The 20,881-nt window shown below is 65.6% G+C and carries 18 protein-coding genes; 7 read left to right on the top strand and 11 right to left on the bottom strand.

The genetic code is table 11. The annotated features are described in order from the left end of the window. The first annotated feature begins 40 nt into the window (after window positions 1-40). Window positions 41-475 carry a PaaI family thioesterase gene (locus tag VSR82_RS06095; protein WP_176120798.1) on the top strand — a complete coding sequence of 145 codons (435 nt, stop codon included), beginning with the start codon at window positions 41-43 and terminating at the stop codon, window positions 473-475. Window positions 476-561: 86 nt separating this feature from the next. Here the strand turns inward: VSR82_RS06095 and VSR82_RS06100 are convergent, their stop codons facing one another. Genes VSR82_RS06100 through VSR82_RS06115 form a run of 4 tightly spaced genes read right to left on the bottom strand, consistent with a single transcriptional unit; the run spans window position 562 to window position 4,118 of the window. Further along, window positions 562-1,410, bottom strand: coding sequence for an ureidoglycolate lyase (locus VSR82_RS06100; protein WP_368583504.1), 849 nt, complete (start codon window positions 1,408-1,410; stop codon window positions 562-564). Window positions 1,411-1,462: 52 nt separating this feature from the next. After that, a complete protein-coding gene (locus tag VSR82_RS06105; protein ID WP_368583503.1) occupies window positions 1,463-2,206 on the bottom strand; it encodes an SDR family oxidoreductase in 744 nt (247 codons plus the stop codon). A 33-nt stretch (window positions 2,207-2,239) separates the two neighbouring features. Beyond that, window positions 2,240-3,070 (bottom strand): amidohydrolase family protein, encoded by an 831-nt coding sequence (locus VSR82_RS06110; protein ID WP_429456384.1) that lies wholly within the window; start codon window positions 3,068-3,070, stop codon window positions 2,240-2,242. A gap of 7 nt (window positions 3,071-3,077) precedes the next feature. Then, window positions 3,078-4,118 (bottom strand): aldo/keto reductase, encoded by a 1,041-nt coding sequence (locus VSR82_RS06115; RefSeq protein WP_429456382.1) that lies wholly within the window; start codon window positions 4,116-4,118, stop codon window positions 3,078-3,080. Between the two features lie 249 nt (window positions 4,119-4,367). Between VSR82_RS06115 and VSR82_RS06120 the strand changes: the two genes are divergently transcribed. Both VSR82_RS06120 and VSR82_RS06125 read left to right on the top strand, forming a co-directional pair. Then, complete coding sequence (locus tag VSR82_RS06120; protein WP_176366385.1) at window positions 4,368-5,153, top strand: IclR family transcriptional regulator; 786 nt, start codon at window positions 4,368-4,370, stop codon at window positions 5,151-5,153. A gap of 129 nt (window positions 5,154-5,282) precedes the next feature. Next, window positions 5,283-5,828, top strand: a complete 546-nt coding sequence (locus tag VSR82_RS06125; protein WP_013092899.1) for a hypothetical protein — start codon at window positions 5,283-5,285, stop codon at window positions 5,826-5,828. A gap of 42 nt (window positions 5,829-5,870) precedes the next feature. On the opposite strand, the gene VSR82_RS06130 is transcribed toward VSR82_RS06125, so the two are convergent. The 7 genes from VSR82_RS06130 to VSR82_RS06160 form a co-directional block, all read right to left on the bottom strand. Beyond that, entirely contained in the window at window positions 5,871-8,306 is a 2,436-nt protein-coding gene (locus VSR82_RS06130; RefSeq protein ID WP_429456379.1) for a bifunctional acetate--CoA ligase family protein/GNAT family N-acetyltransferase, read from the bottom strand. A gap of 169 nt (window positions 8,307-8,475) precedes the next feature. Next, a complete protein-coding gene (locus VSR82_RS06135) occupies window positions 8,476-10,077 on the bottom strand; it encodes a peptide chain release factor 3 (RefSeq protein WP_429456373.1) in 1,602 nt (533 codons plus the stop codon). A 710-nt stretch (window positions 10,078-10,787) separates the two neighbouring features. Then, window positions 10,788-11,087, bottom strand: coding sequence for an H-NS histone family protein (locus tag VSR82_RS06140; protein ID WP_429456371.1), 300 nt, complete (start codon window positions 11,085-11,087; stop codon window positions 10,788-10,790). A 125-nt stretch (window positions 11,088-11,212) separates the two neighbouring features. Beyond that, window positions 11,213-12,412: a serine hydrolase domain-containing protein gene (locus VSR82_RS06145; protein WP_429456369.1), complete on the bottom strand. Its 1,200-nt coding sequence runs from the start codon at window positions 12,410-12,412 to the stop codon at window positions 11,213-11,215. A gap of 143 nt (window positions 12,413-12,555) precedes the next feature. Continuing rightward, on the bottom strand, window positions 12,556-12,759 hold the full coding sequence (locus VSR82_RS06150) for a hypothetical protein (protein ID WP_018438439.1): 204 nt from the start codon (window positions 12,757-12,759) through the stop codon (window positions 12,556-12,558). Between the two features lie 517 nt (window positions 12,760-13,276). Beyond that, window positions 13,277-13,540, bottom strand: a complete 264-nt coding sequence (locus VSR82_RS06155) for a hypothetical protein (protein ID WP_429456367.1) — start codon at window positions 13,538-13,540, stop codon at window positions 13,277-13,279. 99 nt (window positions 13,541-13,639) lie between these two features. Beyond that, complete coding sequence (locus VSR82_RS06160) at window positions 13,640-15,106, bottom strand: sigma-54 interaction domain-containing protein (protein WP_429456365.1); 1,467 nt, start codon at window positions 15,104-15,106, stop codon at window positions 13,640-13,642. Window positions 15,107-15,435: 329 nt separating this feature from the next. On the opposite strand from VSR82_RS06160, the gene VSR82_RS06165 reads away from it, so the two are divergent. The 4 genes from VSR82_RS06165 to VSR82_RS06180 all read left to right on the top strand — a co-directional run bounded on the left by VSR82_RS06165 (window position 15,436) and on the right by VSR82_RS06180 (window position 20,837). After that, entirely contained in the window at window positions 15,436-16,836 is a 1,401-nt protein-coding gene (locus tag VSR82_RS06165; protein WP_368583493.1) for a GntP family permease, read from the top strand. A gap of 501 nt (window positions 16,837-17,337) precedes the next feature. Beyond that, complete coding sequence (locus VSR82_RS06170) at window positions 17,338-17,589, top strand: hypothetical protein (protein WP_008921056.1); 252 nt, start codon at window positions 17,338-17,340, stop codon at window positions 17,587-17,589. A gap of 407 nt (window positions 17,590-17,996) precedes the next feature. Next, window positions 17,997-18,989: a DedA family protein/thiosulfate sulfurtransferase GlpE gene (locus tag VSR82_RS06175; RefSeq protein ID WP_368583492.1), complete on the top strand. Its 993-nt coding sequence runs from the start codon at window positions 17,997-17,999 to the stop codon at window positions 18,987-18,989. 117 nt (window positions 18,990-19,106) lie between these two features. After that, complete coding sequence (locus VSR82_RS06180) at window positions 19,107-20,837, top strand: FAD-dependent oxidoreductase (RefSeq protein WP_498857523.1); 1,731 nt, start codon at window positions 19,107-19,109, stop codon at window positions 20,835-20,837. The last annotated feature ends 44 nt before the right edge of the window (window positions 20,838-20,881 follow it).

The raw sequence follows: 20,881 nt of genomic DNA on the forward strand, positions 1-20,881 counted from the left end.
GCACCGATGCACCACCCCGACCCTGCACGAAGGAACCACGATGACCGACCTACTCGACCGGGCGCGCGGCGCGTTGCACGCCCAGCCGTTCAGCATGCTGCTAGGCGCGGAGTTGATGCACGCCAGCAGCGAAGAGCTCACCCTGTGTCTGCCGATTCGCGATGAACTGCGGCAGCAGCATGGTTTCGTGCATGGCGGCGTCATCAGCTATCTCGCCGATAATGCGTTGACGTTCGCGGGCGCGCTGTCGCTGGGTCCGAGAGTCGTGACCGGTGAATACAAGATCAACTACCTGCGCCCGGCCGTGAAGGGCACGCTGATCGCGCGCGCTAGCGTCGTCTATGCGGGCAGGCATCAGGCGACCTGCCAGTGCAGCGTGTTCGTGATGGAAGGGAACCGCGAGAAGCTGGTGGCGGTTGCGCAGGGGACCGTGAATCGGATTGGGGAGAATGGCGAGCAGGAGGCGGGGAGTTAAAGCCGCGCGGCATGAAAAAGGCCGCTCCTGCGCGTAACAGGAACGGCCTTGCATTTCACAGCGACAAGACGGGAAGAGAGAGCGCGTTACTCCGCCGCGTAAGTCTTCTGCGTCTGCTCGCCCAGCCCTTCGATACCCAGACGCACCGTCTGCCCCGGCTTCAGGAATACCGGATTCGGCTTCACGCCCATGCCGACGCCCGGCGGCGTGCCGGTCGAGATCACGTCGCCCGGCTGCAGGCTCATGCACTGCGACACATACGACACCAGCTTCGCGACACTGAAGATCATCGTCTTCGTGCTGCCGTTCTGGTAGCGATGGCCGTCCACTTCGAGCCACATGCTCAGGTTCTGCGGATCGGCGACTTCATCGCGCGTGACGACCCACGGGCCGATCGGGCCGAACGTGTCGAAGCCCTTGCCCTTGTCCCAAGTGCCGCCGCGCTCGATCTGCCATTCGCGCTCCGACACGTCGTTGATCACGCAGTAGCCGGCCACGTGCTCGAGCGCGTTCGCTTCGTCGACGTACTTCGCCGCCTTGCCGATCACGACGCCGAGTTCGACTTCCCAGTCGGTCTTCTTCGAGCCGCGCGGGATTTCGATGTCGTCGTTCGGGCCGCTGATCGCGCTCGTCCACTTGTTGAAGATGACCGGTTCGGCCGGCACCGGCAGATTCGATTCCGCCGCGTGATCCGCGTAGTTCAGGCCGATGCAGATGAACTTGCCGATCTTGCCGACGCACGGGCCCACGCGCGGATTGCCTTCGACGACCGGTAGCGTTGCCGGGTCGAGTGCGCGCAGTTTCGCGAGGCTTTCGTCGCCGAGCACAGCGCCGTCGATATCGCCCACCACCTTCGACAGATCGCGAATCTTGCCTTGCGCGTCCAGCAGGCCCGGCTTTTCCTGGCCCTTCGGCCCATAACGAAGCAGTTTCATCGTTGCACTTTCCTTTACGTTCAGTAGTGTTCGGTTCGTCAATCAATCAGAATCAGTTCGACCATCCGCCGTCGATCACATGGAGCTGGCCCGTCGTGAACGACGACTCGTCGGAGGCGAGATACAGCGCGAGCGCGGCGATCTCCTCCGGCTTGCCGATGCGGCCCATCGGCTGACGCGCGATGAACGCGGCCTGCACCGCGTCGACGGACGCGCCCTGCGCCTGCGCCTGCGCGGCGATCCGCTGTTCGAGCGACGGCGAAGACACCGTGCCGGGGCAAATCGCGTTACAGCGTACACCACGCGTGACGAAATCCGCGGCGACGGACTTCGTCAGCCCGACCACCGCGGCTTTCGACGCACCGTACGCGAAGCGGTTCGGCACGCCCTTCACGCTCGACGCCGCCGATGACATGTTGATGATCGAGCCGCCGCCCTTCTCCAGCATGGCCGGCAAAAACGCGCGAATCATACGGTACATCGCCTTCGCGTTGAGGTCGAACGCGAAATCCCAGTCCTCCTCGCTGCACTCGAGGATATTGCCTGCATGCACGTAGCCCGCGCAGTTGAACAGCACGTCGATCGTGCCGACTTCCGCGGCAAGCGCCTTGATGGCCGCGCCGTCGAGCACGTCGAGCTTGCGCGCCTCGACCGGCTTGCCGGCGAGTCCGTCGATGCGGATATCGGTGGCGATCACGCGGGCGCCTTCGCGCGCGAAAAGTTCGGCGGTGGCGAGACCGATACCTTGTCCTGCCGCGGTGATCAGGGCCGTTTTGCCGGCCAGTCTTTGTGTCATCTACGACTCCAGTTGAATGGGCTGCTAACGAAATCAAAGCCGGTAAAACGCGGCGGCATTCTCGCCGAACACGGCGTCGCGCTCGGCGTCGCTCAACGACGCGAGCAGTGTGGTCGCCACCGAATGCCACAGCAGATAGTCGCCGTTCAGTTCGAGCACGGGCCAGTCGCTGCCCCACATCAGCCGCGCGGGGCCGAACGTGTTCAGCAGATGCTCGACGTAGGGCCGCAGCGTGTCCTCGGTCCAGCCGGGCGACGCCTCGGTCGCGAGACCCGACAGCTTGCAGTGCACTTGCGGGAATGCGGCGAGCCGCGCAATCGCATCGCGCCACACCTCGTAGCCCGCCTGGCCGAAGCGGATCGGCGGCTTCGCGCCATGATCGACCACCATGCGCAACGCCGGAAAACGCTGCGCGAATATCTCGAAGTACTGCACGTGGCGCGCGTAGATCAGCGCATCGAACGCGAGGTCGTGCGCAATCAGCGCGTCGATCGCCGGCATGAGGTCGGGGTTCGCGATCCAGCCGTCGTCGGGCAGGTCCTGCAGCATCGGCCGCACACCCTTGAACTTCGGCTCGCGCGCGAGCGCCTCGATCAGATCGGGCGCGTTCGGCAACAGCAGCGGCACCCAGCCGACCACGCCCGCGATCGACGGCTCGTGCCGCGCGATGTCGAGCAGGTAGCGGGTTTCGTCGAGCGTCGGTGCGGCCTGCACGACCACGGTCCGCTCGATGCCGGCCTGTTCGCGCAACGGCTTCAGATCATCAGGCCCGAAAGGCCGGTAGAGGATTTTCAGCTCCGGCGTCAGCCACTCGTAGTCGCCCCGCGCGGGGTCCCAGTAGTGCTGGTGAGCGTCGATCGGCATGGTCGATTCAGTCCTCGGGCGCGGGCGCGCGCGGGTCGAGCAGGCCCGCGTCGCGCAATGCGGACCACAAGGCCGCGGGGATCGGCTGCTCGAACGACGCGACGTTCTCGCGCAGTTCGTCGGCACTGCGCGCGCCGGTCAGCACCGTGGCGACCGCCGGATGCGCATACGGAAACTGCAACGCGGCGGCGGCGAGCGGCACATTGTGCGCGCGGCACACCGCCTCCAGACGCGCGACGCGCTCGATCACCTCGGGCGGCGCCGCGCCGTAATTGAACTTCAGATCGCCTTCGACGCCGCGCGCCAGAATGCCCGAATTGAACGCGCCGCCGAGCAGGATGCTGACGCCGCGCGCCTCGCAGGCGGGCAGCAGGTCGTCGAGGGTGGTCTGCTCGAGCAGCGTATAACGCCCCGCGAGCAACGCGCAATCGATATCGCATTCGGCCATCGCGTCGAGAATCACCGCGCCTTCGTTGACGCCGAGGCCGATCGCCTTGATCGCGCCGGTCGAGCGCAGGCGCTCCAGCGCGCGGAAGCCGCCGCCTTCGGTCAGTTGCCGCCAGTGGTGCGGATGCTGGTCGCCATGCGTGACGCGGCCGATGTCATGCACGAGCAGGATGTCGATATCGACGATGCCGAGCCGCTGCTGGCTGTCCTCGAACGAACGCAGAATGCCGTCGTGCGTGTAGTCGTAGATCGCTTCGAACGGCAGCGGATTCTGCCAGCCTTCGCGGTCGTCGAATGGCGACGTGCGCGGTACGAAGCGGCGGCCGACCTTGGTCGACAGCACATATTCGCCGCGCGGATAGTGGCGCAACGCCGCGCCGAGCCGATGCTCGGCCTTGGTGTTGCCGTAGTGCGGCGCGGTGTCGAAGTAGCGCACGCCCGCGTCCCAGGCGGCGGCGATGGTCGCATGGGCCTCCTCGTCGGACAGGTCGCGATACAGGCCGCCGAGCGGCGCCGTGCCGAGCCCTAGTCCGCTCACCTGCAACGAGCCGCGGCCGATCCGGCGCCGTTGCCCGATCTTCGATACGATCGATGCCGACATGAGCGTGTCTCCCTATTTGTGGTGTTTTTACCATGCGACGGGCCCAATGCGCAGCCAGAAAAGGCGCGCCCCGCTCACGGGTGCATTTGTTCACCAATGAACGTATTATTCATATCCGAATTTTTCCAAGTCAAGAAAACTGCGCGACGCTATGCCCGGGGTTTTCCCTGGACAGCAGACATTCAGTTCGCGAAACGCTGCGTGCGCGCCAGATAATAAGAACTCCGGACGAGATCCCCGACCCTCACGATGGACGCCGAAGACAAAGACGACGACCGCTACCGCGCCCCCGCGCTGGACAAAGGCCTCGACATCCTCGAGTTGCTGTCCGAGCAGAAGGAAGGACTCACGCGCGCCGAAATCACGCGGCAGCTGGGCCGCAATGCGAGCGAGATGTACCGGATGCTCGAACGCCTCGTCGCGCGCCAATACGTGGTGCGCTCGGCGGCCGGCGACCGCTACTCGCTGAGCCTGAAGCTGTTCGCGCTCGCGCACCGTCATCCGCCGATGAACCGGCTGATCGCCGAAGCGCTGCCGCTAATGCAGCGCTTCGCCGACGCGGCCGAGCAGTCGTGCCACCTGGTGGTCTACGACCGCGGCAACCTGCTGGTGATCGCCCAGGTCGACGGGCCGGGCACGTGGGGCATGTCGGTGCGGCTCGGCTCGCGGGTCGGATTGATCGACACCGGCTCGGGGCGCGTGATGCTTGCATTCCAGAGCGTCGAGCAGCGTCAGCAGATGCTTGCCGAGCACACCAAGGTGAAGGGTGAAGTGACGCTCGATCGCGACGCGCTGGAGGAGGCCTGCGAGCGCATCCGCGCGGCGGGCTTCTGGCAGAAGGACAGCCAGCAGACTTTCGGCGTCACCGACGTGACGTTCCCGATCCTCGCGCCGTCGGGACAGGCGATCGCGGTGCTCACCTGTCCGTATCTGCGGCGGATCGACGAATACGTCGCGCCGACGCTCGAAGCGGCCACCACCCTGCTGCGCGACACGGTGCAGGCGCTGTCGATGTTCCGCGAGCAGGCCGCGTGACTGGCAAGGTGCGCGGTAAGTTGCGCCGCGACGGTTCGCACGGCGGCACGCACGCGCACTTGGTTTAGAATGGCGGCCCTTCCAAAATAACGCCGCATGACCGGCTCATGCGCGCGCATCGATTGAGCAATGGCCAAACTTCTGACCGATTCCGAATTCCAGCGTTTTTCCGAACTCCAGCAGAAGCAGTCGAGCTTCACGATCACCGCGGCAGAAGCCGACGAACTGCGCGACATCGTCGCTCACGCGCAGAAGCGCCGCGACGACCGCGCCGCCGCGATGCAAAGCATCGAGACCTTCATCCAGCAATTCGACATCACGCCCGACGAGTTGTTTTCGCCCGAACAGATCGGCGAAGCGGCGCGCACCTACGGCCTGATTCCGGCCGCGCGCAAGGAGCGCGTGCTGCCGCCGTCGCTGACGTTCAACGGCAAGCCGTACCAATGGACCACCCGCCCGCTGCCCGATGAAATTCGCGTGCCGCTGTTCGACGCGTTCAAGGGCGGCGAGTCGGTGAAATCGTTCATTTCGACGCTGAAGGACGCGAACCGCTGCGCGGCGACGATCGCGCGGCTCGAGCGCGAAACCGGCGCGGTGTATGCGCAGGCGTGGCTCGACGAGCTGTCGGTGACGCGCGCGCAGGTCGATGAGGCGGCGCAGAAGCTGGCGGCTTAAGGCGATGAAACCGTGCGTTGAGCGGGTCGCAACGTAAGCCGCTCAACGCCCCGGCTGGTTCTGCGCGGCGGACTTCGGGTCCGCCCCCGCGGTTTCGTCGAGCGCCATCCGGAAGCCGACCACGCCGGGGTCCTCGGTTCGCGTGATCGTGAAGCCGCTGGCCTTCGCCAGCGCGATCATCGCGGTGTTCTCGCGCAGCGCTTCACCGATCAGCCAGTGCGTATCGCGCGCCCGCGCGTACGCGATGATCCGCTGCATCAGCAACTGGCCGAGGCGCCGCCCCTTCTGGTCCGAGCGCACGGTCACCGCGAATTCGGCCGTCTCGTTGTCGGGATCGGCCACCGCGCGCACCACGCCGAGCGTCTGCGCGACGCCGTCTTCGTTGTCGACCGTCGCGATCAGCGCCATTTCCCGGTCGTAATCGATCTGCGTCATGCGCGCGAGTTGCGAGTGCTCGAAACTGCCGACCGCGCCAAAAAAACGCAGCCGCAGGTCTTCCGGCGTCATCGCGTTCACGAACTCGCGATGCGCGTTTTCGTCTTCCGGGCGAATCGGCCGCACCGTTATACGCATCCCCTGCCAGTCGATCGTTTCCTCGAAGCGGCGCGGATACGGCACGATCGCGAGGCGGCTGCGCTTTCCGCCGACCCGCAACACGGGATCGACCACCGTCACGCGGTCCCGGTAGACCCTCAGCTTCAACGACAGGCCGACGATCTCGCGCACGTCGCAAACCGCTTGCGACAATGCCGTCAACGCGGCGAGCGTCGGCTCCGGCGCGACCAGCCTCGCGTAGTGCGAACGCGTGACGATATCGCGCGCGAGCATCGGATTGAGCGGCGGCAGGCCGTACACGTGCAGTCCACTGGAGACGCCGTCGATCGGCGGCGCGGCGAAGCGGAATACGGGGCCGAAGTTGTCGTCGTCGTGCAGTTCGACGGCGACGTCGACGATGGGTTTTGTCGCGCTGTCGGCATCGGCGCACGGCGCAGCGGCGTTCCCTTCTTCCACGCCCTCGACCTGCAACCCGAATCGCGTCAGAAACGGCGCCGCCGCGTCCCCGGCGAGTTCGCTTTTGCCCGCCGCCAACGCTTCTCGAGCCTGCGCCTGAGCGGCGTCGATCGACTCGGGAATCTGCGCGGGCAGGCCTTCCGGCGTTTGCATCAGCAATTCGCGACCCAGCCGGTAATCGACCAGCCGGGCGAACGCGCGCGCGAGCCGCTGCGGCGTCGTGTGCACCGGGATGCCCTGCGCATGCAGCGCGTCGCGCCTCGCCGCATCGACACCGCCGAAGAAGCACGCGAGCAGCCCGCGATACGCAAAGCGCTGATGCTCGATCAGCGCCTGCGCGACATCGTCGACGGGTGCGCCATGCGTCGATGCGTGCACCACGACGGCGGTGCCGGTCTCGCGATGCTCGCCCAGCAGCTTCAGCGCGGTGCCGAAGTGCTCAGGACGCGCGCCGTCGCCGAGCAGCAGCGGATTGCCGCCGACCGCGAGCGGCAGCGCCTCGCGCAGCGCGTCCGACGCCGCGGCCGGCCACGGCGCGAGCAGGCCGCCGGCGGCGCTGAACGCGTCGCGCGCGAGCGTCGCGAGACCGCGGTCACTGGTGATCAGCGTTGCGGTGGCGCCCGCCGCCACGCGGCCGACGCCGAGCGTTTCGATTTCGTCGAGTAGATCGTCGAGCGCGTCGACGCGCACGAGGCCCGCGCGCCGGAACGCCGCTGTATAGAGACCGTCGGCGGGATCGTCGCGCCCCGAGCGCAGCGCGAGCACCGGCTTGTTGCGCGCCGCCGCGCGCGCGGCCGACATGAACTTACGCGCCGCCCGCACGCTGTCTAGTTCGATCAGGATCGCGCGGGTGCCGGGGTCGCTCGCAAGGTAATCCAGCACGTCGCCGGCATCGACGTCGGCCTCCGCCCCGAGCGCCACCGCATGCGAAAAACCGAGCCCGCGCGCGCGCGCCCAGCCGAGCACCGCGTTGGTCAGCGCATTCGACTGCGACACCCATGCGACGCCGCCCGCCTTGACCGTGCAGGACGGCGCGCCCAGATGCGCGCCCAGCGCCGGCGACACCACACCGAGACTACCCGGCCCGACGATGCGCAACAGATGCGGCCGCGCCGCCGACAGCGCGTGCCGCAGCGCGAGCCGGTCTTCATCGCTGCGCACCTCGCCGACGATGATCACGGCGCGCGTGCCCATGCCGCCGAGCTTGTGAATCAACGAGGGCCACGTCGCGGGCGGCGTGCAGATCACCGCGACGGTGGGCGCCTGCGGCAGATCGCTGACGTCGTGGATCACCGGGTGGACGCCGAGCGTCGCGTGCTTCGGATTGACGGGCCATAGCGGACCGTCGAAGCCGCCTTCGAGCACGCGCGCCCAGACCATCGCGCCGATGCTGCCCGGTCGCTCGGACGCGCCGATCACGGCGACGGATTTCGGGCGAAACAATGCGTCGAGGTTGCGAACGGTCACGGGCGCTCCATACGGTTGGACAGGAATTGGAGCCGGCTTCGCGGCGGGCGGGTGGTTCCGTCAGCATAGGCGAAGTCGCGCGCCGGCGCGGGGCGTTGTTGCGGCGGAAAAGAAAAAGCCGCGTCGAACGACGCGGCTTTTCAGTTTCGAAACCAGCGGACTCGCGGCTTTACATCGCCTTCCGGAACGGCGCGCCCGAGTGCTCGCGCAACTCGTTGAACACGATCTTGGGCCACGCCTTCTGCGCGACTTCGATCTCCGATACGTGCGAGGCCAGATAGGTCGGCGCATCGGACGCATCGAGCGCGATGCGCGCCGAGTACGCATCGGTGAAGCGGCGCAGCTCGGCCGGATCGTCGCAGGTCACCCAGCGCGACAGCCGGTAGCGCGCCGGCGCCATCCGCACGTCGACCTTGTATTCAGTCGACAGACGGTGCGACACCACTTCGAACTGCAGCTGCCCGACCGCGCCGAGAATCATCAGACCGCCCGCTTCGGGACGGAACACCTGGATCGCGCCTTCCTCGCCGAGCTGCTTCAGCGCCTCGCCGAGCTGCTTCGCGCGCATCGGATCGACCACTTCGACGGTCTGGAAAATTTCCGGTGCGAAGAACGGCAGGCCGACGAACTGCAGTTGCTCGCCTTCGGTCAGCGTATCGCCGAGACTCAGCGTACCGTGATTCGGAATACCGATGATGTCGCCCGGATACGCCTCGCTCACCGTCTCGCGACGCTGCGACAGGAACGTGACCACGTTGTTCGCGCGGAACGTCTTGTTCGAGCGCGTGACCTTCACCGCCATGCCGCGCTCGAAACGCCCCGAGCACACGCGGATGAACGCGACGCGGTCGCGGTGCGCGAGGTCCATGTTCGCCTGCACCTTGAACACGACGCCGGTGAACTTCGACTCTTCCGGCTGCACCGGGCGCTGCACGGTCATGCGCATCGACGGCGGCGGCGCGAGGTCGACCAGCGCGTCGAGAATCTCCTTCACGCCGAAGTTGTTGATCGCCGAGCCGAACAGCACCGGCGACTGCTGGCCGGCGAGGAACTGCTCACGGTCGAATTCGGGCGTCGCGCCGCTGATCAGATCGATCTCTTCCTTCGCACGCACCCACGCGTGGCCGAAACGGCGCTCGCCTTCCTCGTCGCTCAGTGCCTGCAGCGTTTCGACCGCGCCGCCGGCCGTATCCTGGCCGGCGCGGAACACCCGCACCTGATCGCGCTGGACGTCGTAGACGCCTTGAAAATCCTTGCCCATGCCGATCGGCCATGTGAACGGCACCGCCGCCACGCCGAGGTGCTGCTCGATTTCGTCGAGTAGTTCGAGCGGCTCGCGCACTTCGCGGTCGAGCTTGTTGATGAACGTGACGATCGGCGTCTTGCGGCTGCGGCAGACTTCGAGCAGCTTCAGCGTCTGCGCTTCGACGCCGTTCGCGCCATCGATCACCATCACGGCGGCGTCGACCGCGGTCAGCACGCGGTAGGTGTCCTCGGAAAAGTCCTCGTGGCCCGGGGTGTCGAGCAGGTTGATCACGCAATCGCCGTACTCGAACTGCATCACCGAGCTCGCGACCGAAATGCCGCGTTGCTTTTCGATTTCCATCCAGTCGGACGTCGCATAGCGGTTGCTCTTGCGGCCCTTCACCGTACCGGCGATCTGGATCGCGCCCGAGAACAGCAGCAGCTTTTCGGTGAGCGTGGTTTTACCCGCGTCCGGGTGGGAAATGACCGCGAACGTGCGGCGGCGTTTGAGTTCGGAGACTGACATCGGGTCTGGCGGTCACGGAAAGGGGTTCGGGCGGTTCCCGGCGGCTTTGGGCGGCCGGTATGCCGCGCGTGGCGCGGCGGCGTCGAGCTGCGGGAGTCGGGCGCGGGCCGGAATCGGCCGGCGCTGGTTCGACAATGCGGGAATCGCTGGCGCAAAAACGGCGCAAGGTGCGAATGATACACGTCTGGCGCGACGGCCGGGGGGAAGGGCTGCGGCGCCGGACGGGCGACGGCGCGAGCGTCCGCGCGCCGCGCATGCTCGCGGCCAAAGGTGAGCGTTTTCGGGACTTGCGGCGGCGAATATCGATTCGCGGTCAAAGGTGAGGATCGCGAAGCGCATGCGCGCACCTGCCACGGCGCACGCACCACGACCGCGATGTGCGGGAAAACCGCGGTAAAGCGTCGCAACGCTACGAACAGGCTCCGGCTCGACGCCTGGAAACGCCCGCCAGCAAAGGCTGGCGCGGGTTTGCGACAAGCGATGCGCGGCGGCGCGACACCACGGCGATTCGCACCCGCGGCGGTGCGTTGCGCGTCAAAGCCTGGCTCACCGAAGCATCCCGCTAGCTCCGGACGCATCGGTGAATTTCGCTGTACACGTTCAGGCGTCACGCAAAGGTGAGCGTTTTCGGGACCTCCGCAGCGGTGCGGAAACAATCAAGCGACGCATCACTTCAGAGAACACGGACGCATCGGCATCCAAGGCGGAGTTCAACCTTCGATCAGAAACCGCTCGCGATTCTTGCCGACGAGCCAGCCCGGCGAGCGTCCACGGCCGCTCCAGGTTTCGCCGGTCTTCGGATTGCGGTACTTGGCGATCGCCGTCGCCGACGACTTGCGGCGCGGCTTCGCTGCGGCGCTCGTGAAGCCGAGTTCTTCGGCAGTCAGGTCGTATTCGGCAATCTTCTGCTTGATATCGGCGATAGCTTGCGCGACTTCTTTGTCGCGCGCGGCTGCGACTTCCTTGTGGAGTTTTTCGAGTTGCGCAGTCAACTGTTTGTAAGAGGCCATGCCGGTGTTCCCCCCTCGGTTAGACGCACTGCGATGAATTGCGATGAATGGTTGGCGGACACTATCAGACGAATAAATCACAGGATAGTGAATCACGCGGCCGAGCGCAGGCGCGGCGGCCGCGCTCAATCGTCGATCGCATCGTAGACGCGGCGTTCGAAGTCGATGGCCATCGGGAACGGGTCGATCGAGCGGCGCTGGATCAGCATCAGGCCGATCATGTTTTCGACCGGATCGGCGAACCAGCTCGTGCCGTACGCGCCGGGCCAACCGAACGAGCCGAGCGAGCGATAGCCGAGCGGCAATTGCTGCGCCGGATCATCGACGATCGACAGGCCGAGGCCGAAACCCTGCCCCGCCCAGATCACGTGACCGAAGGCAGGCAGGCGGCGCTGATCGCGGCTCAGGAAATTGCTGCGCATCAGATCGACCGAGCGATGCGACAGCAGCCGCGTATCGCCGACGCGGCCGCGCCCGAGCAGCAGTTGCGCGAATTGCAGGTAGTCCAGGGCGGTCGAGACCAACCCGCCGCCGCCGCTCTGAAAGCGCCGCGGATTGGCCCAGCGGCTCGCGGCCGCATGATCCTCGACCACGCAACGCCGCGTGCCGGGATCGATGTTGTACGCGGTGGCGAGGCGCGCAAGCTGCGTGTCGGGCACCCAGAACGCGGTGTCGCGCATGCCGAGCGGCTCGAAAATGCGCGTGCGGAAAAACTCGCCGAGCGGCATGCCGCTCACGCGTTCGATCAGCACGCCGAGCACGTCGGTCGCCACGCCGTAGTGCCAGCGCGAGCCGGGCTGGAACATCAGCGGCAGTGCGGCGATGCGCGCGAGCCACGCGCTGTTGCCGCCGCTCGCCTCGAAGCCGTTGAACGCGGCAGCATAGGCTTCGGCGAGGTGCCCCGTCGCCGTGAAGTGATACGCGAAGCCCGCGCGATGCGTGAGCAGGTCGAGCACCGTAATCGGCGCGCGAATCGGATCGGTCTGGTCGAGCGGTCCGGTCGGATCACGCAGCACGCGCGGCGCCGCAAGCTCGGGCAGCCACTGCGAAACGGGCGCATCGAGCGCGAGGCGGTCTTCCTCGATCAGCATCATGATCGCGGCACTCGTCACCGGCTTGGTCATCGACGCGATGCGAAACAGCGTGTCCCGCTCCATCGGCAATTGCGCGGCTTCGTCGCGTAGGCCTATCGGTTCGAAGTAGCCAATTTCGCCGCGCCGCCATACGAGCGACACCACCCCCGCCACTTCGCCGCGCTCCACGTAGCCCTGCAGCGTGGTGGTCAACTTCGCGAGCCGGGTCGCGGCAAGCCCTGCTATCTGCATGTTCGTCCTGTGTCGGTAATAAGAAAGCGTGCATGCGCCCATATCACTTTGGCGATCAACCGAAAGATATAGCTGGTCCGGTGAAAGCGCACACGACGGCTTTCCTGATTGCCGATTCCGATTGGCGGACTCAGTGACGACACTCAGGCTTTCTGCCGTTTTTCCAATGCGCAAAGCGCGGCATCGAGGCGTTTGACGCGGGTTGCCTGCGCCGGCACGATAACCGCGCCGGAAACGTGCTGGAGGCGGTTTCGCCAATAAGACAACGGAATGCGGTCTTCTGCGGAAATATGGGAAATGATCTGTTCGAGATGCTCGATATCTTTTTCGAGTTGCTGATGATTCATTGCTTTCCCCGGATTCTATTGAATTAGTGTTGAAGCAAAAAAATCGAAAGCATAAGTCGCGTTGGCCCGCGCGACCCGAACTAATGCCCGCCAGTAGCGGGAAAATCTTCCTTTTCGTTTTCTGCGCCGGAAAAAACCGGCAGTTTCTTCTCGCCGGGGTTAAATTCCCAACGGTTTAAAAAGAATACTGCTGTCAAATTTCACGTTCCGTTGCCTGCCGCACTGAACTTCGTTGGACACCCCGACGCTAAAGATAAATGGTGATCGGGCCGCAAAGGATAATCGGTGTGCGGCGACTCGACGTTGTAAAAATGCCGCGCGCGGCTTACTTAACCCAATTCGCATGCCAATCGTGGATCGGACGCACATTAGGCGCATCAATTTATGACAACCATGTGGTAACCGCGAGCGTATCGGGACTTGGCAGGAAATTACCGGGAACGGGTGAAAAAACCGATGCCGCCTCCGAATCGAACTGCCGCGCTCGCCGGTGTTGTACCGGCACGGCTTCCGGTGCTTACTTCGCGGCCGCGCGGCACGCGTAGATCAGGCTCAACGTGCCGCTCTGGCTCGACTGCCGCACGACGTCGAACGCGCCATTGCAACTGGCGGCCGCCTGTTGCGAGCACGAGTCGGAACCCACCGGGCATTGCACCAGCGTGGTTGAGCGGCCGTCCGGGAGGAACAGCGGCGCGCTGCTGCTACACCCGCCAAGCGCGACGATCGCGCCCACGGCCAGCATGACGCTCGAGCGGCGCGCGAAGAAGAAAAGGCGTTTCATGGAGACCCCGGTCACGTCTTGTTTTTCGATCTCGCGATTGTGCCACGCTGCCTTCGTGCTGCGTCAGTTCGTGCCGCGCGGCCGGGCAGGTGCGGCGCGTCAAACGTCGATGCCGTGCGCGGCGATCTTCTTGTACAGCGTCGCGCGGCCCATGCCGATCTGTTTCGCAGTGTCGATGACGCGGCCGCCGTTCGCGCGCAACGCGTCGCACAGAAAGCGCTTTTCGAACGCGGCCATCGCGTCGCTCCACGAAGTGGGTTCGGCGGTGGCCGCAGCTTCCACGCCGGCGGCCGCGACAGACGGGGTCCGCGCCGGCGCCGCTGCGCCGCCCTGCCCCGAGCCGATGAACGGCGCAAGCACGCGCGCATCGATGCGTTCGCTGTCGGACAGCATCACCGCGCGCTCCAACGTGTTGCGCAGCTCGCGCACGTTGCCGGGCCAGTCGTACGCGCACAGCAGACGCAACGCGTCGTCGTGCAATTCGAAGTGGCTGCCGCCGCCTGCCTGCGCGGCCAGATCCTCGAGCATCGCGTAGGCGAGCGCCTCAATGTCGGACGGACGCTCGCGCAGCGCGGGCGCAAGAATCGTCAGCACGTTGAGCCGGTAGTAAAGGTCCGCGCGAAAACGTCCGGCCGCGACGAGCGCGGGCAGATCGGCCGAGGTCGCCGCGATGATCCGCACATCCGCGCTCACGACGCGGTTCGAGCCGAGCGGCTCGAACTCCTTGTCCTGCAGCACGCGCAGCAGCTTGCCCTGCAATGGCAGCGGCATGTCGCCGATCTCGTCGAGAAACAGCGTGCCGCCGTTGGCGAGCTCGAACTTGCCGACCCGCCCCTTGCGATCCGCACCGGTATATGCGCCGGGCGCGGCGCCGAAGAATTCGACTTCGAGCAGCGTGTCGGGAATCGCGGCGACGTTGACGCTGACGAGCGGCTTATGCGCGCGCGCCGAGCCGCCGTGAATCGCATGCGCGAGCAGTTCCTTGCCGGTGCCGGTTTCGCCGAGCAGCAGCACCGGCGCTTCGAGTTGCGCCGCGCGCCGCGCCTGGCGCTTCACTTCGAGCGACGCCGGGCTCGTGCCGACGAAGCTGCCGAACGTATAGCGCGCGCGGCGCGCCTGCGCGAGCGACTGGCGGGTCGCGATCAGCTCCTGCTGCAGCCGCGAGTACTGTGAAAACAGCGGCGACAGCGCTTTCAGCTCGTCGAACAGCGCGAAGCCGACCGCGCCGATCGTCGCGCCGGCATCGTCCTTCAGCGGCAGACGCGTGACGACGAGCGGCTCGCGATCCGTCTCCATGATGTCGAGCAGGATCGGCTTGCCGGTGTTGACGACCTCGCGCATCAGACTGTTCGGGATCACCGCTTCGCAATCGCGGCCGATCGCCTGTTGCGGGTCCGAAAAGCCGAAGCGCGCCGCATACCGTTTATTGATCCAGACAACGCGCGCTTGCCCGTCTACGATGAAGGTGCCTTCACTGAAGTTTTCGAACGTGCGAAACAGCGATTCCATCGCCCGACGAAGCACGTCGTCGTAGGTGGCGGGCAGGCCCGTCCAGTCGGTCATCATGCTGTCGTTGTCTCCGCTTATCGTTTTGCTTGCAATCGATCTCAATTGCTAGACAAATTTATCTCCAAATAGAGACAGGCGACAGGCCTTATGCATCGTGACTTACCCTGGTTTCCGGTGATCTTGATCGGATTGGAGTCCCGTTTCGGAGACACCCGGGTACAATCCGCCCACGATGCCTTGGGCCACCGCTGCACGCCCGCGCCAGGCGCCACAGCGCTTCAGCGGACAAACGCCGGGCATGGCATGGAATCTGCATTTCGACCGCGCCGCGCCGTCGCTCGATCAGGACGGCAAAAAAGGTAGAACAACCAGGCTATGGAGACTCAATGACCTTTCTCATCGTTATCGCCGCGCTGGCGTTTCTGATGTTGGCCGCGTATCGCGGCTACAGCGTAATCCTGTTCGCGCCGATCGCGGCGCTCGCCGCCGTCCTGCTCACCGAGCCCGCCGCCGTCGCGCCGGTCTTCACGAGCATCTTCATGGACAAGATGGTCGGCTTCGTGAAGCTGTATTTTCCGGTGTTTCTGCTCGGCGCCGTGTTCGGCAAGGTGATCGAGCTGTCGGGCTTCTCCGAGTCGATCGTCGCGGCCGCAATCCGCTATATCGGCCGCTCGCGCGCGAACGCGGTGATCGTCGCGGTGTGCGCGCTGCTCACCTACGGCGGCGTATCGCTGTTCGTCGTCGTGTTCGCGGTCTATCCGTTCGCGGCCGAGCTGTATCGCCAGAGCAATATTCCGAAGCGGCTGATGCCCGGTGCGATCGCGCTCGGCGCGTTCTCATTCACGATGGACTCGCTTCCGGGTACGCCGCAGATCCAGAACATCATCCCGACGACGTTCTTCAAGACCACCTCGTGGGCCGCGCCGACGCTCGGCGTGATCGGCTCGCTGTTCATCATCGTGGTCGGTCTGACGTATCTGGAATGGCGCCGCCGCAGCGCGATGGCGACCGGCGAGGGTTACGGCACCGAACTCGTCAACGAGCCGGAGCGCGTCGAATCGAAAGAGCTGCCGCATCCGCTGCTGGCGATCGCGCCGCTCATCGTGGTCGGCGTCGCGAACTTCTTCCTGACGCGCTGGATTCCGACCTGGTACGGCCCGTCCTTCACGGTCACGCCGGAGATCCTGCCGGGCCTGCATGCACCGGTCGAAACGAGCGTAAAGGCTCTGGTGGGGATTTGGGCCGTGCTGGGCGCGCTGCTGCTCGGCATCATCATGGTCATCGTGACGGCGTTCGGCCGGGTGAGCCACCGCTTTGCGGTCGGCACCAAGGCAGCGGTGGCGGGCGCGCTGCTGGCGTCGCTCAATACCGCGTCGGAATACGGCTTCGGCGGTGTGATCGCGGCGCTGCCGGGCTTTCTCGTCGTCAGCAATGCGCTGAAAAGCATTCCGAATCCGCTCGTCAACGCGGCGGTGTCGGTCAGCACGCTGGCGGGTATCACGGGTTCGGCATCGGGCGGTATGAGCATTGCGCTCGCCGCGATGTCCGATACGTTCATCAAGGGCGCGCAGGCCGCGAATATTCCGCTCGAAGTGCTGCATCGGGTGGTCGCGATGGCGAGCGGCGGCATGGATACGCTGCCGCACAACGGCGCGGTGATTACGCTGCTCGCGGTGACGGGTCTCACGCACCGGCAGTCGTATCGCGACATCTTCGCGGTCACGGTGATCAAGACTCTCGCGGTGTTCTTCGTAATCCTGGTGTATTACACGACCGGCCTCGTGTGAACGTCGAATCGGAAACCAGCACTTTGATCTGATAGATCCGCATTAGTCCCACCTCGACAGCCCGCCGACGAAGCACGAGGATGGAGTCGTCAGCGCCCAATGTTGCAAGGGCAGGCTGACCCGAGTAACAACGGCGTTTAACGGCCCGTCCCTATCCGGACGGGCTATTTTTTTCAGCGCGCGATTCGTGCGCGAAAGGTGAGGAAATCCGGGAGCGACGCCAACCACAGCGAGAGTGTCGCCGGACGCCGCCTAGCCCGCGCCCGCGTCACCCGCATGACAAGAGCCGAACCCAAGCCGCGCCGCCGAGGGGCATGAAAAATGCAGCCGTCGCAACGAGGAGTCGCGTTAAACTGGTTGCTCGCTCCGCAATCGCGAATGCGCTAAAACCGGGGCGAGATAGAGACAAAGGCAGACGCAACACGGCACGACGAGGCGGCAGACGGCACGCCATCCGCCCCGTACAATGGTTCCATCACCAACGCAACAAGGACAACTTCGATGCGCATTACCGGGTCCTCCGGGTCAATGGCCCTGCTCACCGAATACGACGACGCAACGGCGCGCGAACTCCGCTCGCTGCGCCTCGAATCGACCGAAGACGGCAAAGGCATCCTGCTGATCGAGGTCGATGAGCGCAAGCCGGGCATACATCGTGAAGTGCGCTACGAAATCACGCCCGCGGAGCTGATCGCCGCGATCCGCGCGCATGGCGCCGAGTTGCCGGGCGAACAGCACAACCATCGTCAGTGAAGCAGGCGCGCGGCGAATTACCGTCGCGTGACTCGTCAGTCTCCCTGCGCCGATGGCGTCGCGCTTCGACGCGTCAGCGCAGAATTGTTCGCATTGGGCGCGCCCGCGCGCGCCGCCTTGCTTCCGTTTGTTCCGCTCGAACCGCCAATCCCCGCTTTCCTACGGGTTTTTGCAAGCGCTTTCGCGCGTCTCGTTGAGCATGCTTACCCGGCCTTCAATCACTTGTCACAAGCGGTCGCCATGCTTGTGTAGCGGGACATGCGACCATATATGCAGGCCTGATCGCAGCCAGAACACGGGCCGATTTCCAGGTCGGTTGCACGTCTTGAAAATACGTCCATAATCCTTGCATTCCCCTTTGCGTTCCTTACCGCGCTGCGCCCGCAAGGGCCGCGGATGTTAAACCGATGCTACATGACCTCGTCGCGCAATATGGACCTGCGCTCGTTTTCGCAAATGTGCTGGCCGCCGCGCTCGGGCTGCCGGTGCCCGCCATGCCGTCGCTTGTGCTGTTCGGCGCGATGGCCGCGATGCACCCCGGCTCCGTCGGCTCGCAGTTGCTGCCGGTCCTCGTGCTGTCGATCTTCGCGACGCTGATCGGCGACAGCGTGTGGTACGTCGCGGGCCGCATCTACGGCGGTAATACGCTGAAGACGATCTGCCGGCTGTCGCTGTCGCGCGACACCTGCGTGAAAAAGACCGAGCGCTTCTTCGGCCGCTGGGGCGTGCGCGTGCTCGCGGTCGCGAAATTTGTGCCGGGGCTGTCGATCGTATCGATCCCGATGGCCGGCGCGATGGGCACGCGCTACCGCACCTTCCTCACCTACGACGGCGTCGGCGCCGCGCTGTGGTCCGGCACCGGGCTGATCCTCGGTGCGTTGTTCGCGCGGCAGATCGATATGCTGTTCGCGATCGCCGGGCGGCTTGGGCGCACGGCGGCGGTAGTCGTCGTCGCGTTGCTGGCGCTGTACGCGGCGTACCGGTGGATCCGCCGCCGTCAGTTGATCGCGAAGCTCGCGTCCGCGCGCATCGAGGTCGACGAACTCGCGAAGCTGTACAAGGCTAATCAGGCGCCGGTCGTGTTCGACATCCGTTCGCAGGAGAAGCGCAAGCTCGATCCGTTCGTGATTCCAGGCGCGCAATTCGCCGACGAACGGCAACTCGACGGCATCGTCGCCAGCTATCCACGCGATCAGAAGCTCGTGATCTACTGCTCCTGCCCGAACGAGATTTCCGCGGCATGGATGGCCAAGCAGCTCACCGAAGCCGGTTTCTCCGACGTGCTGCCGCTGCGCGGCGGCATGGAAGCCTGGCGCGACTCGGGCAAGCCGGTGGACTCGCTGCCCGAAATGCCGCCGCCCGAAGTCACGGTCGACGATATCGCGCCCAAAGCCGTCTAGCTGGAATTCGCGACGGCATCGTCCGTCTGCGCGCGCGGCACGGCTCGTCCGGCCATGCGAGCGCGCATTGCGTTGCCTTGCGTTCAATCGTGCGATGAACATCGAAGGAGCGGTTCAATGCTTTCGACTCAGGACGTTTCGACTCAAGAGGTGGAAGGACAGCAGGGAGTCGTCGCCGACGCGCCGTTTTCGTCGCTGTCGACGCGTTTGCATCAGATGTTTCCGGAGCTCACTTGCGCCGAGATCGACAGGCTGCGCCGCTTCGGCGAGATCGGTCGCTGGAAGTCCGGCGAGTTGCTGTTCGAGACCGGCCGCACCGGCCCCGGCATGTTCGTGGTGCTCGAAGGACGCGTGAAGGTCTATCAGCGTGACGGCATCGGCCGCGAGCACGTGATCAGCGAGCGCGGCGCCGGGCATTTCCTGGCCGAGGTCGGGCAGCTGTCGGGCAAGCCCTCGCTGGTGAACGGCCTCGCGACCAGCGCCGTCGAAGCGCTGCTGATTCCGCCCGACCGGCTGCGCGCGCTGATCGTCGCCGAAGCGGAACTCGGCGAGCGCATCATGCGCGCGCTGATTCTGCGGCGCGTGTCGCTGATCGAAAAGGGCGCGGGCGGGCCGATCCTCGTCGGCAACAGCAATGACCCGCGGCTCGTGATGTTGCAAGGCTTTCTGTCGCGCAACGGCCATCCGCATTCGGTGATCGACGAACGCGACGAAGACGCGCTGCGGCTGATCGAGCAGTTCGCCGCGCAGCGCGAGGACCTGCCGCTCGTGATCTGCCCGGACGGCACGGTGCTGCGTCATCCGAGCATGCCGGAGCTTGCCACGCGCTTAGGTCTGCTGCCCGATCTCGACGACACCTACGTGTACGACGTCGCGATCGTCGGCGCGGGACCGGCCGGACTTGCCGCAGCGGTGTACGCAGCCTCCGAAGGGCTGTCGGTGATCGTGCTCGACAGCCGCGCGCCGGGCGGCCAGGCGGGCGCGAGCTCGCGCATCGAAAACTACCTCGGCTTTCCGACCGGCATCTCGGGCCAGGCGCTTGCCGGCCGCGCGTTCGTGCAGGCGCAGAAGTTCGGCGCGCACGTTGCAATTCCGGTCAGCGTGCAGGCGCTGCATTGCGGGCAGTCGCCTTATCGGCTCGAAACGAAATGCGGCGGCCACATCAGCGCGCGGACGATCGTGATCGCGAGCGGCGCCGTGTACCGGCGCCCGGCGCTCGACGGGCTCGAGCGCTTCGACGGACGCGGCGTCTACTACTGGGCGTCGCCGGTCGAGGCGAAGCTGTGCAAGCGCCAGGAGGTCGTACTGGTGGGCGGCGGCAATTCGGCCGGCCAGGCGATCGTCTATCTGGCGACGCACGCGGCCAAGGTTCACGTGCTGATCCGCCGCAGCGGTTTCGAGGCGACGATGTCGCGCTATCTGATCGACCGCATCCGCTCGCTGCCGAACGTGTTCGTGCATCCGGGTTCGGAAGTCGGCCGGCTCGAAGGCGATGAGGACGGGCTCGTGTCGGTCACGCTGAAGCGGCCGCTGCCCGACGGCGTCGATCACTTCGACACGCGGCATCTGTTCCTCTTCACCGGCGCGGACCCGAACACCGAATGGCTGCGCACCTGCGGCGTGCAGCTCGACGCGAAAGGCTTCGTGCTGACGGGCATCAGCGCGGACGGCTCGGCCACCGCGTGCGATCTCGGGACTACGGTCGAAGGGGTCTATGCGATCGGCGATGCGCGCGCCGGGTCGACGAAACGCGTGGCCGCGGCGGTCGGCGAAGGCGCGGCCGTTGTCGCGCAGATTCACCAGCTGCTGGCGCAGATGAGCGGGGAAGAGATGCCGCTCGGTGCGTGAGTCTCGATGCGGTCTTTAGCGCATCGTCTTTGCCGCATCCGTCT

It is taken from the genome of Burkholderia sp. JPY481 (genome assembly GCF_038900515.1).
GTDB classification, from domain to species: domain Bacteria; phylum Pseudomonadota; class Gammaproteobacteria; order Burkholderiales; family Burkholderiaceae; genus Paraburkholderia; species Paraburkholderia youngii.

Excerpts from the sequence above, each read along its gene's own strand:
- VSR82_RS06115 (WP_429456382.1), bottom strand. The coding sequence starts at position 4,118 with ATGTCGGCATCGATCGTATCGAAGATCGGGCAACGGCGCCGGATCGGC.
- VSR82_RS06100 (WP_368583504.1), bottom strand. The coding sequence starts at position 1,410 with ATGAAACTGCTTCGTTATGGGCCGAAGGGCCAGGAAAAGCCGGGCCTG.
- VSR82_RS06145 (WP_429456369.1), bottom strand. The coding sequence starts at position 12,412 with ATGCAGATAGCAGGGCTTGCCGCGACCCGGCTCGCGAAGTTGACCACC.
- VSR82_RS06140 (WP_429456371.1), bottom strand. The coding sequence starts at position 11,087 with ATGGCCTCTTACAAACAGTTGACTGCGCAACTCGAAAAACTCCACAAG.
- VSR82_RS06110 (WP_429456384.1), bottom strand. The coding sequence starts at position 3,070 with ATGCCGATCGACGCTCACCAGCACTACTGGGACCCCGCGCGGGGCGAC.
- VSR82_RS06105 (WP_368583503.1), bottom strand. The coding sequence starts at position 2,206 with ATGACACAAAGACTGGCCGGCAAAACGGCCCTGATCACCGCGGCAGGA.
- VSR82_RS06170 (WP_008921056.1), top strand. The coding sequence starts at position 17,338 with ATGCGCATTACCGGGTCCTCCGGGTCAATGGCCCTGCTCACCGAATAC.
- VSR82_RS06160 (WP_429456365.1), bottom strand. The coding sequence starts at position 15,106 with ATGATGACCGACTGGACGGGCCTGCCCGCCACCTACGACGACGTGCTT.
- VSR82_RS06135 (WP_429456373.1), bottom strand. The coding sequence starts at position 10,077 with ATGTCAGTCTCCGAACTCAAACGCCGCCGCACGTTCGCGGTCATTTCC.
- VSR82_RS06120 (WP_176366385.1), top strand. The coding sequence starts at position 4,368 with ATGGACGCCGAAGACAAAGACGACGACCGCTACCGCGCCCCCGCGCTG.
- VSR82_RS06095 (WP_176120798.1), top strand. The coding sequence starts at position 41 with ATGACCGACCTACTCGACCGGGCGCGCGGCGCGTTGCACGCCCAGCCG.
- VSR82_RS06150 (WP_018438439.1), bottom strand. The coding sequence starts at position 12,759 with ATGAATCATCAGCAACTCGAAAAAGATATCGAGCATCTCGAACAGATC.
- VSR82_RS06155 (WP_429456367.1), bottom strand. The coding sequence starts at position 13,540 with ATGAAACGCCTTTTCTTCTTCGCGCGCCGCTCGAGCGTCATGCTGGCC.
- VSR82_RS06175 (WP_368583492.1), top strand. The coding sequence starts at position 17,997 with ATGCTACATGACCTCGTCGCGCAATATGGACCTGCGCTCGTTTTCGCA.
- VSR82_RS06125 (WP_013092899.1), top strand. The coding sequence starts at position 5,283 with ATGGCCAAACTTCTGACCGATTCCGAATTCCAGCGTTTTTCCGAACTC.
- VSR82_RS06180 (WP_498857523.1), top strand. The coding sequence starts at position 19,107 with ATGCTTTCGACTCAGGACGTTTCGACTCAAGAGGTGGAAGGACAGCAG.
- VSR82_RS06165 (WP_368583493.1), top strand. The coding sequence starts at position 15,436 with ATGACCTTTCTCATCGTTATCGCCGCGCTGGCGTTTCTGATGTTGGCC.